Origin of the sequence: Rathayibacter sp. Leaf299 (genome assembly GCF_001423055.1) — a bacterium.
Lineage (GTDB): Bacteria > Actinomycetota > Actinomycetes > Actinomycetales > Microbacteriaceae > Rathayibacter > Rathayibacter caricis.
In genome coordinates, this window is the sequence record NZ_LMNT01000003.1 from 23231 (window position 1) to 37811 (window position 14581).

Here is a 14581-nt window from a genome sequence, read left to right on the forward strand (position 1 = left end):
GGCCGGGGGTGAGGGTGGGCGATACCGGACTCGAACCGATGACCTCTTCCGTGTGAAGGAAGCGCGCTACCATCTGCGCCAATCGCCCAGGAGGCCGTCTTGTGAACGACCCGAGAGACGATGTTAGCGGATCCCGGAGCGCGCGGAGCACCACGGCGGCGCGCCACGCCCGGGTGAACGGGGCGTGTCGGGGCGGTTTCCGGCGGAAAGACGGGCAAGTCGTCGACACGGCCCGGATCCGCGTCCGCTCGATTTGGTTTCTCCCGCGGCCGTCCTATAAAGTCTTCTAGGTCGAGCCGGGCAGCGAAAGCGCCGGGGAGGCGAAGACGGGAAGCGTCCGGCAAGACGTGGCTCCGAAGTAGTACAACTGAATACGACCAACATGCGGATGTGGCGCAGCGGTAGCGCATCACCTTGCCAAGGTGAGGGTCGCGAGTTCGAATCTCGTCATCCGCTCGAATATCGGCCTCCGGGCCGATGTTTCTGAGGGGGCCTCCGGGTCTTCTCCAACCGGTCGGCTCGCCTCGCGGGCCGCCGACACCGAACCCAATACACGGTGGATTGGCCGAGAGGCGAGGCAGCGGCCTGCAAAGCCGTATACACGGGTTCGAATCCCGTATCCACCTCGATCGTTCCGACGAACGAGGCGCTCCTCCTGGAGCAACGGGCGATTGGCGCAGCGGTAGCGCGCTTCCCTGACACGGAAGAGGTCACTGGTTCGATCCCAGTATCGCCCACCACCTGGAACCCCGGCCCTCGGCCGGGGTTCCGTCGTTAACGGCGGCCCCCGCCTGCGGCCCCCGCCTGCGGCCCCCGCCTGCGGCTCGCCTCGAGGTTCTGCGCGGGCGGCCGCGCGGGCTACCCTCGGGACGTGCCCGCTCCGATCCGCCTCGACGAGAGCACGGTGCTCCGCCTCGTCGCCCGAGAGGACGGACCGGCGCTCTCGGCGGCCTACCGCCGCAACCGCCGCCACCTCGCTCCGTGGGAGCCGTTGCGCTCGACCCGGTTCTTCGAGGCGGGCGGGCAGACGGACGCCATCGCCGACTCGCTGTTCGCCCACCGCTCCGGCAGCGTGCTGCCGCTCGTCCTCGTCCAGGGCGAGGAGATCGTCGGACGGATCACCCTGTCGAACATCCTCCGCGGCGCCTTCGAGAGCGCTGAGATGGGCTACTGGCTCGACGCCCGCCTCGAGGGGCGCGGTGTGATGACCCGCGCGGTCGGCGAGGCGATGGGGATCGCCGGCGGTGAGCTGGGCCTGCACCGCGTCCAGGCGGGGACCCTCCTCCACAACGTCGGCTCGCAGACGGTGCTCGAGCGCAACGGCTTCGAGCGCATCGGCATCGCCCGCCGCTACCTCCGGATCGCGGGCGAGTGGCAGGACCACGTGCTGTTCCAGCGACTGCTCGAGCACGCGCCGAACGCACCGCTGACGCCGCCGGAGGGGCCGCAGCCGCCTCCGAGTCGTCTCGTCTAGGGTGGGCGACGGCCGCGCCGGTGATCCGTCGGCGCTCGCACCGAGAGGGACGGCTGGAGCATGACCCGCACCATCGGCGGACGCGAGTTCGACTTCGAGCGGCAGGTCGCCGTGATGGCGGTCGTGAACCGCACCCCCGACTCCTTCTACGACAAGGGCTCGACCTTCGCGCTGGATCGAGCGGTCGCCGCCTCGGTGCGGGCGGCCGAGCAGGGCGCCGACTGGGTCGACATCGGGGGAGTGCCGTTCGGCCGGGGCCCGGCCGTCTCGCTGCAGGAGGAGATCGACCGGGTGGTGCCCGTCGTCGCCGGCATCCACGAGCGGAGCGACGTGGTCGTCTCGGTCGACACGACGCGGGCCGAGGTGGCCCGGCTGAGCATCGCCGAGGGCGCCTCCGTCGTCAACGACACCAGCGGGCTGCACGACCCGGACATGCTCGCCGTCGTCGCGTCGTCCGAGGCGCAGCTCGTGATCACGCACAGCCTGGGCGCACCGCGGAGCGAGCCCGTGCGGCCCGAGTACGACGACGTCGTGGCCTCGGTGATCGCCCACCTGCGCGAGAGGCGGGACCGGGCGGTCGCGGGCGGCGTCCCGGACGAGCGCATCATCCTCGACCCCGGTCACGACCTCAACAAGAACACCTTGCACACCCTGGAGCTCACCCGTCGCCTGGGCGAGATCGCGGCGCTGGGACTCCCGGTGCTCGCAGCGGTGTCGAACAAGGACTTCATCGGCGAGACGCTCGACCGCGCGCAGGGCGAGCGGCTCGAGGGATCCCTCGCAGCGGCGGTGATCTGCATCCTCAACGGTGCGCGCATCGTGCGCATGCACGACGTGCGACAGGCCGTCGACGCGGTCCGATTGACCGAGGCCGTTCTCGGCTGGCGGGCACCCGCCCACCTCCGTCACAACATCGAGGAGGAGCCCGTCGCATGAGCGCCGCGATCGACCGCCTGCACCCGTCCCCGCTCGCCGCGCTCGATGACGAAGCACTCCTCGCGCTGTACTCGGTCGAGGTCTCCGAGCCGTGGCTGCGGGTGAATTTCGTCTCGAGCATCGACGGAGCGGTCACCCGGGAGGGCGTCTCGGGCGCGCTGGGCGGGGACGCGGACGAGCGGGTCTTCGACCTCCTCCGTCGTCTCGCCGACGTGGTGCTGGTCGCGGCGGGCACGGTCCGCACCGAGGGCTACGGGCCGATGGTGCTGGGGGAGGAGTCGGCCGCGGCGCGCTCCGCCGAGGGGCGCGCCGCGCATCCGGTGTTCGCGATCGTCTCGGGCTCGCTGGACCTGGACCCGGCCTCGCGGATCTTCACCGAGGCCCCGGTGCGCCCGGTCGTGGTCACCACCGGAGCGTCTCCCGCCCGTCGGCGCGAGGAGCTCGCCGAGGTGGCGGACGTGCTGGTCTGCGGCGAGGAGGATCTGGACGCGGTGCGGATGCGCGACGCCCTCGCCGATCGCGGTCTCGCCAGGATCCACTGCGAGGGCGGACCGGGGCTCCTGGGCACCTTCCTCGCGCACGACGTGGTCGATGAGCTCGACCTCACCGTCAGCCCGACGCTCGAGGCCGGCGACGCCGGCCGGATCGCCCGGGGCGAGGCGGAGGCGAGGGTGCAGCGCCTCGCGCACGTCCTCGCCTCCGGTGACACCCTGCTGCTGCGCTACCTGCGCGCACGCTGAGGTCGGGGCGTCGGCCGGGCGCCCCGACGGAGCCTCAGTCGGCGAGCACGAACTGCGGAGAGACCGCGCGCGGCACCAGACGCTCGAGCTGCGTGACGTGCGAGGGGTTCAGCTCCTCGAGCGAGTTCACGCCCAGCAGGCGCATGGTGCGCGTGATCTGCTCGGACAGGATCTCGATCATCCGGTTCACGCCCGCCTCGCCGCCGGCCATCAGGCCGTACAGGTAGGCGCGGCCGACGAGGGTGAAGCGCGCGCCGAGGGCGATCGAGGCCACGATGTCGGCGCCGGACATGATGCCGGTGTCGAGGTGGATCTCCATGCCGGACGTGCTGCCCGTGCCGACCTCGCGCACCACGTCCGGGAGGAGGTGGAAGGGGATCGGAGCGCGATCGAGCTGGCGGCCGCCGTGGTTCGAGAGGACGATGCCGTCGACGCCGAGCTCGGCCACGCGACGTGCGTCGTCGACCGTCTGGACGCCCTTGACGACGATCTTCCCGGGCCACTGGTCGCGGATCCAGGCGAGGTCCTCGAATCCGACGGTGGGATCGAACATGGTGTCGAGCAGCTCGCCGACGGTGCCGGACCAGCGGTCGAGCGACGCGAACGACAGCGGCTCGGTCGTCAGGAAGTCGACCCACCACCACGGGCGCGGCATCGCGTTCACCACGGTGCCCAGCGTCAGCTGCGGCGGGATCGAGAAGCCGTTGCGCTTGTCGCGCAGGCGCGCACCCGCGACGGGGACGTCGACCGTCACCAGGAGCGTGTCGAAGCCTGACGCGGCCGCGCGCTCCACGAGCGCCATCGAGCGGTCGCGGTCCTTCCACATGTACAGCTGGAACCAGTTGCGGCCGTCGGGGTTCGCGGCCTTCACGTCCTCGATGGCGGTGGTGCCCATGGTGGAGAGCGAGAAGGGGATGCCCCACTTGGCCGCGTTGCGCGCGCCGGCGATCTCGCCCTCGGTCTGCATCATCCGGGTGAAGCCGGTCGGCGCGATGCCGAAGGGGAGCGAGACGGGAGCGCCGAGGACGTCCCAGCCGGTGCTGACCTCCGAGACGTCGCGCAGGATCGCCGGGTTGAACTGGATGTCCTCGAACGCCTGGCGCGCACGGCCCAGCGAGATCTCGGCCTCGGCGGCTCCCTCCGTGTAGTCGAACGCCGCCTTGGGCGTCCGGCGCTTCGCGATGCGCTGGAGATCGTGGATCGTCAGCGCCTTGTCGAGCCGGGCCTTCTTGAGGTCGAGCTCGGGCTTCTTGAACTGCATGAGGGGCGCGAGGTCGCGCACCTTCGGGATTCGTCGGTCGACCATGGTCAGTCCTTCTCCGCTCCGGTGGGTGTCAGGTGGGTCTCGGCGTAGTAGCCGGAGATGTGGGCCTCGACGAGCGCGCGGGCGCGGTCGGGGTCGGCGGCCGCGATCGCGGCGACCAGGGCGCGGTGCTCCGAGCGGAGTCGATCCCGGGTCCGCGGCCAGTCGGGCAGGGTGCGCGCGGCGGTGATCACGTAGCTCTCGACCGCGTCGCGCAGGCCCGCGGTCATCGCCGCGATCACCGCGTTCCCGGACGCCTCGGCGAGCGAGAGGTGGAACTGCGCGTCGAGGGCGAGGAACGCGTCGTGGTCGAGCACCTCGGCATCCATCGCATCGAGGAGCTCGCGGCTCTCGCCCAGAGCCGGACGGTGGGTCCGGGCCAGGTCGTCGACGACGGCGGTCTCGAGCACGAGCCGGGTGCGGACGACGTCCTCCACCGCGAAACCGCTCGCGGCGACCTGGAGGCGCAGCAGTGCGCTCATCCCTCCGGTCGGCCGCGCCACGATCACGGCGCCCGCCGCCGGCCCGGAGCCGGAGCGCGTGCGCACCAGCCCCATCACCTCGAGGACGCGGACGGCCTCGCGGACCGAGGACCGGCCGACTCCGAGCTCGAGGGCGAGGGCGCGCTCACCCGGGAGGCGGTCACCGGGCGCGAGCGCTCCGGTGAGCAGGAGGCCCTCGACGTGGGCGAGGACGGCCTCCCACGCGCGTTCGCCGGTGTCGCTCATCCCGCTCCTCCTCGTGTGGTCTGACCACACCGTAGCATGTGGTCGGACCACAGGGCTCGCGCAGTGCCTAGGCTGGCGGGATGACCGGTCCGGACCTCTCGCGGCAGTACTCGCTCGAGGGTGCGGCGATCCCTGCGATAGCCCGACGGCTCGGCGGTGGCGGTCCGGAGCTCGCGTGGCGCAACCAGGCCGGCGGGCTGACCTTCCGCGTTCCGACCGGGTACCTCAAGTGGAATCCCGCGGGCACCGGCATCGACCTGCGGCGCGAATCGGCGCGGCTGCGCTGGCTGGAGGGCCATCACCCGTCGCCCCGCGTGCTCGACGAGGGGGACGAGGACGGCGGCCAGTGGCTGCTCACGGCGCCGGTCTCTGGGTGCAGCGCCGTCGACCCGCTCTGGCTGGCGCGGCCCGAGACGGCGGTGCGGGCGATCGCGCAGAACCTCCGGGCGTTGCACGCCGTCCCCGCCGGTGATCTGCCGGAGGAGCTCCGCCGCGACTCCTGGTTCCACCGCGGGGCGGCACCGGAGCCCGAGCGGCCCGTGCTCGTCCACGGCGACGCCTGCGCGCCCAACACGCTGATCGGCGACGACGGAGCCTGGAGCGGCACGGTCGACCTCGGCGACCTCGGAGTGGGCGACCGCTGGGCCGACCTCGCCGTCGCGGCGATGAGCCTCGACTGGAACTACGGAGACGGATTCACCGGCCTCCTGCTCGAGGAGTACGGCATCGCGCCGGACGAGGAGCGCGCCGCCGCCTACCGCGCGCTCTGGGCCGCGGAGTCCTGAGACCCGCGGCTCACTTCGCGGAGTCGTCCTTCGTCTCGTCCTGCGCCGACTCCTTGTTCTCGGACGCGAGTCGCAGCCACCGGCCGTCGCGCAGGTCCTGCTCGTGCACGGCCGCCTTCTTCTCACTGGCGGCGGTGTCGCGCGGCGGGAGCTGGATGGTCTCCTCCGCCTCGATGCCCGCCTGCAGCTCGCGACCGCGCTCGAGCTCCGCGTCGAACTCCGCTCCGAAGAGCAGCGCGATGTTGGTGATCCAGATCCAGAGGAGGAAGACGATCACCGCGCCGAGCGAGCCGTAGGTCTTGTCGTAGTTCGAGAAGTTGGCGACGTAGAAGCCGAAGCCGATCGAGGCGACGAGCCAGATCAGCAGAGCGAGGACCGAGCCCGCTCCGATCCAGCGGAACTTCGGTTGACGGATGTTCGGCGCCCAGTAGTAGAGGATCGCGACGATCACGATCGCGATGACGAGCAGCACGGGCCACTTCGCGATGTTCCAGACCAGCAGAGCGGAGGAGCCGAGGCCGACCACGTCGCCCACGGCCTCGGCCACGGGGCCGCTGAGCACGAGGATCAGCGCGGCGACGACGATCAGCACGACCGTGGCGAGCGTCACGCCGAGCATCGTCGGGCGCAGCTTCCAGAACGGGCGGCCCTCGTCGATCTCGTAGACGCGGTTCATGGCGCGGCCGAACGCGCCGACGTAGCCGGATGCCGACCAGAGGGCGCCGACGATACCGGTGACGAACGCGACTCCCGCGGCCGGAGAGCTCGTCAGCGACTGGATGGGCTCGCGCAGGACGTCGACGACCTGAGCGGAGGCGAGGTTCCCGACCAGCTCGAGCACGGTGTCGGTGGTGGCCTGCGCCTGGCCGAAGAGGCCGAGGACCGAGACGATCGCCAGCAGCGCCGGGAACAGTGCGAGGACGGCGTAGTACGTGAGTGCTGCGGCGAGGTCGGTGCACTGGTCGGCGCCGAACTCGCGCATCGTCTTCTTCAGCACGTAGCCCCACGACCGCTTCGTCAGGTCGCTCAGCTCGTCGGGCTTGCGCCTGTCGTCGGGTGCGGGCGCGCTCTTCTCGCGGGTCGTGCTCTTCTCGGCCATGCGGCCACGCTACGGCGCTCGGCGATCCGGCGGTGGCCCTTGACGGCGGTGCCCCGCGCTGTCAGGCGGCGCTCAGCCGACCGGGGGTCGCGGGGCCCGCCGCTGCCTCGCGGCGGCGATCGTGCCGAAGACGAGGAACGAGGTCGTCGACGCGAGGACGACGAGCAGGGGAGCGTCCCACCCGCCGCTCGTGTCGTGCGCGATGCCGAGGACGGTGGGCGCCGTCGCGGCGACCGCGTAGCCGATGCCCTGGACGGTCGCCGAGAGCCGGGAGGCGTGGGCGTCGGACTGCGAGAGCCGGACCACGAGGACGAACACCACCGTGAATCCGCCGCCCTGCGCGATGCCGCCCAGAGCGCACCACAGCGCCCAGAGGTCGGGCGCGAGCAGCAGGCCGGCGGGGACCGTGCACCAGAGTGAGCCGACGAGCGCGATGCTGCCCAGCGGCGCGAGCCGGCGGACGAGCAGCGGGACGCCGAGCGCACCCACGACGGCGGCGACCTGGAAGACGGAGGAGCTCGCTCCGGCGGTCTCGACCGAGAAGCCGTTGCGGTCGACGAGGAGGCTCGGCAGCCACGCGGTCACGCCGTAGTAGGAGAACGCCTGGCTCGAGAAGCAGACCGCGAGCGCGAGCACCGTGGCGCTGCGGAAGACGCGCGGGGGAGCGGCGGCGAGGCCGGCGGGCGGCACCGGCCGGGGGACGGGCCGGAACGCGCCGGAGGGGCCCGCGACGGCGAGCCAGCCCAGCAGTGCGAGTGCCGACAGGAGGAGCCAGGCCAGCAGGGCCCCGCGCCAGCCGAGCGCGTTCGCCAGGGGCGCGGTGCCGAGGGAGGTGATCGTCGAGCCGATGTTGAGCGCCGCCGTGTAGACGCCCGTGGTGAGGTCGACCCGCCGGGCAGGGACGTCGCGCCGGATGACGACCGGGACGACGACGTTGCCGATCGTGATGAAGACGCCGACGAGGATCGTCCCCGCGACGACCGCGACGGTGTCGCCGGCCGAGCGGACGACGGTGGCTAGGGCGACGCCGAGGACCGTCGCCGTCACGGCGGCGTCCGGTCCGGCGCGCCGGATGACGAGGAGGGCGAGGGGGGTCGCCAGAGAGAAGCAGAGCACGGGGATGCTCGTGAGGATCCCGGCCTGACCGGAGGACAGGGCCAGGTCGTCGCGGACGGCGTCGATCACCGGGGCGACCGCCACGATCGGGCCGCGGAGGACCAGGGCGACGAGCGAGACGGCGACGACGAAGAGCCAAGGGGCGCTCCGGCGCGGCGTCATCGGCGCATCGAGGAGGGGCCGGGGCGGCGCACCCGGCTCAGCTGCCGAGCTGGGCGAGGAACCCGGCGACGTTGACGAGGAACATGAGGCCGCCGACGGCGATGCCCACGATGCCCGTGATCAGACCGGCGGTCGCCATGCCCCGTCCGATCCCGGTCGCCGTCGCCGCGGCCCGGCCACGGACCGCGAAGACGATGGCGAGGATCGAGGGGACGAACAGGACGTTGAACACGAGGCTGAGGATCCCCATCACGAGGCTCGCGACGGCCATCGGGTTGCGGCCGGAGGCGGCGGTGGAGTCGTACGGGTTCGCGGCGTACGGGTTCGCTCCGTACGGGGCGGCCGAGTACGGGTCCGCTCCGTACGGTGCGGACGGGACCGCCGGGTCCGTGCCGTAAGGCGCTGCCGGAGGGGTGCCGTACGCCGTTCCGGGCGAACCGGCTTGGGGCGCGCTCGGCGTGCCGTAGAGCGGGGCCTGCGGAGCGGAGGGCCGTGACCGGTCGGTCCAGGCCGAGCCGTCCCAGTAGAGCTCCGAGCCGATGTCGGCGGGGTGCGGATACCATCCGGGCGCGGGAGTGCGGGGGGAGTCGTCGGACATGGGGCGATTCTAGGGCGCGCTGATCGCCTCGACGGTCAGTCCTTCGGCTGCTCGATGCCCAGCGCGTTGCCGTCGGGGTCGAGGATCCAGGCCGCCCAGACGCTGCCGCGATCGGCGACGCCGTCGACGGTGCGCAGCTCGTCGCTGTCGTAGTCCTCCGGCGTCACTCCGCGCGCCGCGAGGGCGTCGAGCTCGGCGCGGAGGTCCTCGACGCGCCAGGCCGCCTTCGTCTGCTCGTCCTTCGAGCCCGTCGTGCTGGCGGTGACCGTCAGGCGCGTCCCTCCCGTCGAGTAGGCGATGGCGGAGTCGGACTCCTCCAGCACCTCCAGGCCGAGGGCGTCGGCGTAGAACGCGCGCGAGGCGGCGAGGTCCTGGGAGAGGAGGACGGGGCCGATGGGTGAGTCGGAGAGCATGGCTGCGCCTTTCGTCGAGAAGCCGCACGGCGGCGGTGGGAGGAGTCCAGCCCACGCCGGATCCGGATCATCGACAAGAGGGTTGCCAGCGGCGCTGTACCGAACGCGCACCGGGGGGAGCGCTCCCCGGTGGTCCGCGCGCAGACTGTCCCGGGCGCGAGGAGGCGTGATGGACGGGCTCGATCGACGGGACGCGGCGGCACTCGCCGATCTCGTCTCGATGCTGGAAGGGCTCGTCGCGGCGGACGCCCTCGACGATCGGCAGCGGGACGCGCTCGCCCGCGCACTCGCCGCGCAGGAGTCCGACGTGCTCGGTCGGGAGCTCGACGCGCTGGCGACACGACTCCGCGCCTCGGACTGACGATCAGTCGCGGATCACGGCCCGCTCGAGGGTCGCCGCCAGGAGGACGAGCGCTCGGCCCGGAGTGGTCCCGCTCCCGCGCACGAGCATCCGCAGCCGCAGTCCGTCGACGAGCGCGAGGATCAGCTCCACGTGCTGCTCGAGCGGACCGCGCCGCAGCACGCCCTCCTCGGCGAGCAGATCGATCCAGCGCACGGTGCTCGCGCGGCTGCTCGCGTCGAGGGCGGCGACCAGAGCGCGGCCCTGCTCCGTCGAGCCCGGACCGGCGGACGCCGCGTGGAGCGCGAACCAGCCGCCCAGGGCGGGAGGGGCGTCCTCGGCCGGAAGGAACTGCCCGACGCACTCCAGCAGTCTCTCGAGCGGATCGACGCGCCGGTCGTCGATCCGCAGATCGCCGAGACCGGGGTCGAAGAGCTCCGCGACCACCGCGTCGTAGAGAGCACGCTGCGTGGGGAAGTGGTGGCGCAGCGTGCTGGCCCCGATGCCCGCGCGCGCCGCGACGGCACGGACGCTCAGCGCCGCGACTCCGTGCTCGGCTGCGAGCGCCCGGGCCGCCCGGAGGATCTCCTCGCGTCGGTTCATCGGATCCTCCTCCTGATCGGTCTGTCCGCGTCCCACCCCGACACTGGCACGGTGTTCCGGTACAGCGTGCCGGGCCGGTCTCGCACACCGTACCAGCGCGGAGTCGAGCCCGAGGAGCGGAGCCCGCCCGTCCGCGGGCCTGTACGGGAAACGAAGCCGCCGGGCGTTCTCCGGCTCTCTCCGCCGAGGGTTTTGCCAGGGTGGAGGGGACCCAGACGGACGCACGCGACCTGCGTCCGGGATCGGATGCATGGACACGGACCGCAGCGCGCTGCCGCTCTCCGTCGACGACGCCCTCGCGGTGGTGGCGGTCCTCGCCGTCCTCGAGGGCGCCCTCGTCTCGGACGCCCTCCCCGAGGGGGTCGAGGCCGTCCTCGTGCGCCACCTCGTGCAGAACGACCTGCTGCTCGACGGGGCCGACCGCGGCGAGCTCGTCGACGCCCTCCGCGGTCTGGACGAGCGCGTCCGGGCCGTGCTCGGCTGACGTCCGTCCGTCGCTGCCGCAGCCGGCTCCGGAACGTCCCGGCGCACACGGGCGACTAAAGTCGAGGGGTTGGCGAAGCCCTGAGGAGTGTCCGCGCGTGTCGAACGAACCGTCGAATCCGTCCGAGAACGAGTCCGTCGCGGTGGTGACCGAGGCCGGGACGGGCTTCACGCACTTCTCCGACCGGGCCGTCGTCGCGATCCGGGTCAACGGCGAGCTGAAGGACCTGGCCGCCGACGTCGTGCCGGGCGACCGCATCGAGCCGATCCTGATCTCCTCGCCGGACGGGCTGAACATCCTCCGCCACTCCGCGGCGCACGTGCTCGCCCAGGCGGTGCAGCAGATCAACCCGGAGGCGAAGCTGGGCATCGGCCCGCCCGTCACCGACGGCTTCTACTACGACTTCGACGTCGAGGAGCCCTTCACGCCCGAGGCGATGAAGGCGCTCGAGAAGGCGATGGACCGCATCGTCCGCCAGGGGCAGCGCTTCGTGCGCCGTGTGGTGACCGAGGACGAGGCCCGCGCCGAGCTGTCCGGCGAGCCCTACAAGCTGGAGCTCATCGGCATCAAGGGCAGCGGCGGTGACGAGGAGTCCGTCGAGGTCGGCGGCGCCGAGCTGACGATCTACGACAACGTCGACCCGCGCTCGGGCGAGACGGTCTGGAAGGACCTCTGCCGCGGTCCGCACCTGCCCAACACCCGCATGATCGGCAACGGCTACGCGCTCACCCGCAACGCCGCCGCCTACTGGCGCGGCTCCGAGAAGAACCCCCAGCTGCAGCGCGTCTACGGCACGGCCTGGCCGACGAAGGACGAGCTGCGCGCGCACCAGGCCCGCCTCGAGGAGGCCGCGCGCCGCGACCACCGCAAGCTCGGGCACGAGCTCGACCTGTTCTCGTTCCCGGACGAGATCGGCTCCGGTCTCGCGGTGTTCCACCCCAAGGGCGGCATCATCCGCTACGAGATCGAGCAGTACATGCGGGAGCAGCTGCTCGCGCACGACTACGAGCTCGTGTACACGCCGCACATCACCAAGGGCGACCTCTTCACCACCAGCGGGCACCTGCAGTGGTATTCCGAGGGCATGTTCCCCCCGATGCACCTCGACGAGCTGCAGGACGAGGACGGCAACGTCACCCGCCAGGGCCAGGACTACTACCTCAAGCCCATGAACTGCCCGTTCCACAACCTGATCTTCCGCTCGCGCGGCCGCAGCTACCGCGAGCTGCCCCTGCGCCTGGCCGAGTTCGGCACCGTCTACCGCTACGAGAAGAGCGGGACCCTGCAGGGCCTCACCCGCGTGCGCGGGCTCACCCAGGACGACGCGCACATCTACGTGACGCAGGAGGACGTGGCGGCGGAGCTCACCCGCAACCTCGAGTTCGTGCTCCAGGTCCTCCGCGACTACGGCCTCAACGACTTCTACCTCGAGCTGTCCACCAACGAGGAGGGCAACCCGAAGTTCGTCGGCGCCCCCGAGCAGTGGGAGGCGGCCATCGAGTCGCTCCGCGCGGTCGCGGTGGAGTCGGGTCTCGAGCTGGTCCCGGATCCGGGCGGAGCCGCGTTCTACGGTCCGAAGATCTCGGTGCAGGCGCGCGACGCGATCGGCCGCACCTGGCAGATGTCGACGATCCAGCTCGACTTCAACCAGCCCGAGCGCTTCGAGCTGGAGTACACCGCGTCCGACGGCACCAAGAAGCGCCCCGTGATGATCCACCGCGCGCTGTTCGGCTCGATCGAGCGCTTCTTCGCGATCCTCACCGAGCACTACGCCGGGGCGTTCCCCGTCTGGCTCTCGCCCGTGCAGGTCGTCGGCATCCCGATCGCGGACGAGTACCTGCCCTACCTCGAGGAGGTCGTGGGCGAGCTCAAGCGCGCCGGCGTCCGCGCCGAGATCGACTACTCCAGCGACCGGATGCAGAAGAAGATCCGCAACGCCACGCTGCAGAAGGTGCCGTTCCAGATCATCGTCGGCGAGAAGGACCGCGACGCCGGCGCGGTCAGCTTCCGCTTCCGCGACGGCACCCAGGAGAACGGCATCCCCGTCGCCGACGCCGTGGCGCGCATCCGCGAGGCGATCGCGTCGAAGGCGCAGGTGTGAGCGTGGACGAGCTCGTCCCCGAGGGAGCGGAGGGGTCGGCGCGCCTCGCGGGCGTCCCCGACGAGTTCCAGCGCCTCTGGACCCCGCACCGCATGGTCTACATCCAGAAGGGGCAGCCCGGAGCCGACGACTGCCCGTTCTGCGTCGCGCCCACGCTGAGCGACGAGGAGGCGCTGATCGTCGCCCGAGGCGAGCACGCGTACGTGCTGCTCAACCTCTTCCCGTACAACTCCGGCCACCTCCTCGTCTGCCCGTACCGCCACATCCCGCTGTACGACGAGGCCACCCCGGAAGAAGTGGCCGAGATCGGCGCCCTCACGCAGACCGCGATGCGCGTGATCCGCGAGGTGTCGAACAACGACGGCTTCAACCTCGGGATGAACCAGGGCGCGGTCGCCGGAGCCGGTATCGCCGCGCATCTGCACCAGCACGTGGTTCCGCGCTGGGCGACCGACGCGAACTTCTTCCCGATCATCGCCCGGACGAAGGCGCTGCCGCAGCTCCTGGGCGACGTCCGCGCGAGCATCGCCGCCGCCTGGCCCGCCGAGTAGGCGGGGTCCGCGCAGGCGGACCTCGGTAGACTGGACGGCGCTGTCGGCGGCACGAGCGGCAGCGCCTCCGACGCGAGACGCCGCCCGGCCGTCGGCCCAGACAGAGCCCAGCCGTCGGCGGGCGACAGAGCCCAGCCGTCGGCTGGAGACACAGCAGAGAAACAGGACCCGCGATCATGACCGACACCACCACTCCCTCCTCCTCCGCCGCGTCCGAGCAGTTCGGCTCGAGCCGCGTCAAGCGCGGTCTCGCCGAGATGCTCAAGGGCGGCGTGATCATGGACGTCGTCACGGCCGAGCAGGCCCGCATCGCCGAGGACGCCGGCGCCGTCGCCGTCATGGCGCTCGAGCGCGTCCCGGCCGACATCCGCTCGCAGGGCGGCGTCGCGCGGATGAGCGACCCCGACCTGATCGACGCGATCGTCTCCTCCGTCTCGATCCCCGTCATGGCGAAGGCCCGCATCGGCCACTTCGTCGAGGCGCAGGTGCTCTCGGAGCTCGGCGTCGACTACATCGACGAGTCCGAGGTCCTCTCGCCGGCCGACTACGTGAACCACATCGACAAGTGGAAGTTCACCGTCCCCTTCGTCTGCGGAGCGACGAACCTCGGCGAGGCGCTGCGCCGCATCACCGAGGGCGCGGCGATGATCCGCTCCAAGGGGGAGGCCGGCACCGGCGACGTCTCCGAGGCCACCAAGCACATCCGCACCATCTCGGCCGAGGTGAACCGCCTCAAGGCGATGACCAAGGACGAGCTGTACGTCGCGGCCAAGGAGCTGCAGGCGCCCTACGACCTCGTCGCCGAGATCGCGCAGACCGGCAAGCTCCCGGTCGTGCTGTTCACGGCGGGTGGCGTGGCCACTCCGGCCGACGCGGCGCTCATGATGCAGCTCGGCGCCGACGGCGTCTTCGTCGGTTCCGGCATCTTCAAGTCGGGCGACCCGGCCAAGCGCGCCGCGGCGATCGTCAAGGCGACCACCTTCTACGACGACGCGAAGGTCATCGCGGAGGCGTCCCGCGGACTCGGCGAGGCGATGGTCGGCATCAACGTGTCCGACGTCCCCGCGCCGCACCGCCTCTCCGAGCGTGGCTGGTAGCACCGGGCCCCGCGTCGCGGGGGAGGGCGAGACCCGCGAGTCCCTCGAGGG

Annotated in this window: 16 protein-coding genes and 4 tRNA genes; 12 read left to right on the plus strand and 8 right to left on the minus strand. The window is 71.8% G+C overall.

Annotated elements, in window-relative coordinates; all coding sequences use genetic code 11:
- Positions 1-15: 15 nt before the first annotated feature.
- A tRNA-Val gene (locus ASF48_RS11710) sits at positions 16-88 on the minus strand.
- A 296-nt stretch (positions 89-384) separates the two neighbouring features.
- On the opposite strand from ASF48_RS11710, the gene ASF48_RS11715 reads away from it, so the two are divergent.
- The 6 genes from ASF48_RS11715 to ASF48_RS11740 all read left to right on the plus strand — a co-directional run bounded on the left by ASF48_RS11715 (position 385) and on the right by ASF48_RS11740 (position 3150).
- Positions 385-456 (plus strand) — tRNA-Gly (locus ASF48_RS11715).
- Positions 457-555: 99 nt separating this feature from the next.
- Positions 556-626 (plus strand) — tRNA-Cys (locus tag ASF48_RS11720).
- A 39-nt stretch (positions 627-665) separates the two neighbouring features.
- A tRNA-Val gene (locus tag ASF48_RS11725) sits at positions 666-740 on the plus strand.
- Positions 741-871: 131 nt separating this feature from the next.
- A complete protein-coding gene (locus tag ASF48_RS11730; protein ID WP_235577243.1) occupies positions 872-1474 on the plus strand; it encodes a GNAT family N-acetyltransferase in 603 nt (200 codons plus the stop codon).
- A 60-nt stretch (positions 1475-1534) separates the two neighbouring features.
- Positions 1535-2410, plus strand: coding sequence for a dihydropteroate synthase (folP, locus tag ASF48_RS11735; protein ID WP_055791698.1), 876 nt, complete (start codon positions 1535-1537; stop codon positions 2408-2410).
- A complete protein-coding gene (locus ASF48_RS11740) occupies positions 2407-3150 on the plus strand; it encodes a pyrimidine reductase family protein (RefSeq protein WP_055791701.1) in 744 nt (247 codons plus the stop codon). The genes folP and ASF48_RS11740 overlap by 4 nt, the downstream gene beginning before the upstream one ends.
- 34 nt (positions 3151-3184) lie before the next feature.
- Here ASF48_RS11740 and ASF48_RS11745 read toward each other — a convergent pair whose 3' ends face one another.
- Together ASF48_RS11745 and ASF48_RS11750 are read right to left on the minus strand one after the other, a co-directional pair.
- Entirely contained in the window at positions 3185-4456 is a 1272-nt protein-coding gene (locus ASF48_RS11745; RefSeq protein WP_055791704.1) for an alpha-hydroxy acid oxidase, read from the minus strand.
- 2 nt (positions 4457-4458) lie between these two features.
- Positions 4459-5181 carry a FadR/GntR family transcriptional regulator gene (locus ASF48_RS11750; protein WP_055791707.1) on the minus strand — a complete coding sequence of 241 codons (723 nt, stop codon included), beginning with the start codon at positions 5179-5181 and terminating at the stop codon, positions 4459-4461.
- A gap of 80 nt (positions 5182-5261) precedes the next feature.
- On the opposite strand from ASF48_RS11750, the gene ASF48_RS11755 reads away from it, so the two are divergent.
- On the plus strand, positions 5262-5966 hold the full coding sequence (locus ASF48_RS11755) for an aminoglycoside 3'-phosphotransferase (RefSeq protein WP_055791710.1): 705 nt from the start codon (positions 5262-5264) through the stop codon (positions 5964-5966).
- Between the two features lie 10 nt (positions 5967-5976).
- Here ASF48_RS11755 and ASF48_RS11760 read toward each other — a convergent pair whose 3' ends face one another.
- The 4 genes from ASF48_RS11760 to ASF48_RS11775 form a co-directional block, all read right to left on the minus strand.
- A complete protein-coding gene (locus tag ASF48_RS11760) occupies positions 5977-7065 on the minus strand; it encodes a YihY/virulence factor BrkB family protein (protein ID WP_055791713.1) in 1089 nt (362 codons plus the stop codon).
- 72 nt (positions 7066-7137) lie between these two features.
- Positions 7138-8343, minus strand: coding sequence for an MFS transporter (locus ASF48_RS11765; RefSeq protein ID WP_055791715.1), 1206 nt, complete (start codon positions 8341-8343; stop codon positions 7138-7140).
- Positions 8344-8380: 37 nt separating this feature from the next.
- Entirely contained in the window at positions 8381-8941 is a 561-nt protein-coding gene (locus tag ASF48_RS11770) for a DUF4190 domain-containing protein (RefSeq protein WP_055791718.1), read from the minus strand.
- A gap of 35 nt (positions 8942-8976) precedes the next feature.
- On the minus strand, positions 8977-9354 hold the full coding sequence (locus ASF48_RS11775) for a VOC family protein (RefSeq protein ID WP_055791721.1): 378 nt from the start codon (positions 9352-9354) through the stop codon (positions 8977-8979).
- A gap of 169 nt (positions 9355-9523) precedes the next feature.
- Between ASF48_RS11775 and ASF48_RS11780 the strand changes: the two genes are divergently transcribed.
- Positions 9524-9715 (plus strand): hypothetical protein, encoded by a 192-nt coding sequence (locus ASF48_RS11780; RefSeq protein WP_055791723.1) that lies wholly within the window; start codon positions 9524-9526, stop codon positions 9713-9715.
- Positions 9716-9718: 3 nt separating this feature from the next.
- Here the strand turns inward: ASF48_RS11780 and ASF48_RS11785 are convergent, their stop codons facing one another.
- A complete protein-coding gene (locus tag ASF48_RS11785) occupies positions 9719-10297 on the minus strand; it encodes a TetR/AcrR family transcriptional regulator (RefSeq protein WP_055791726.1) in 579 nt (192 codons plus the stop codon).
- Positions 10298-10547: 250 nt separating this feature from the next.
- Between ASF48_RS11785 and ASF48_RS11790 the strand changes: the two genes are divergently transcribed.
- The 4 genes from ASF48_RS11790 (at position 10548) to pdxS (ending at position 14530) form a co-directional block, all read left to right on the plus strand.
- A complete protein-coding gene (locus ASF48_RS11790; RefSeq protein WP_055791728.1) occupies positions 10548-10781 on the plus strand; it encodes a hypothetical protein in 234 nt (77 codons plus the stop codon).
- A gap of 142 nt (positions 10782-10923) precedes the next feature.
- Positions 10924-12882: a threonine--tRNA ligase gene (gene thrS / locus ASF48_RS11795; protein ID WP_055793071.1), complete on the plus strand. Its 1959-nt coding sequence runs from the start codon at positions 10924-10926 to the stop codon at positions 12880-12882.
- A gap of 2 nt (positions 12883-12884) precedes the next feature.
- Complete coding sequence (locus ASF48_RS11800) at positions 12885-13433, plus strand: HIT family protein (RefSeq protein WP_055791731.1); 549 nt, start codon at positions 12885-12887, stop codon at positions 13431-13433.
- Between the two features lie 176 nt (positions 13434-13609).
- Positions 13610-14530: a pyridoxal 5'-phosphate synthase lyase subunit PdxS gene (pdxS, locus tag ASF48_RS11805; RefSeq protein ID WP_055791734.1), complete on the plus strand. Its 921-nt coding sequence runs from the start codon at positions 13610-13612 to the stop codon at positions 14528-14530.
- Positions 14531-14581 lie beyond the last annotated feature (51 nt).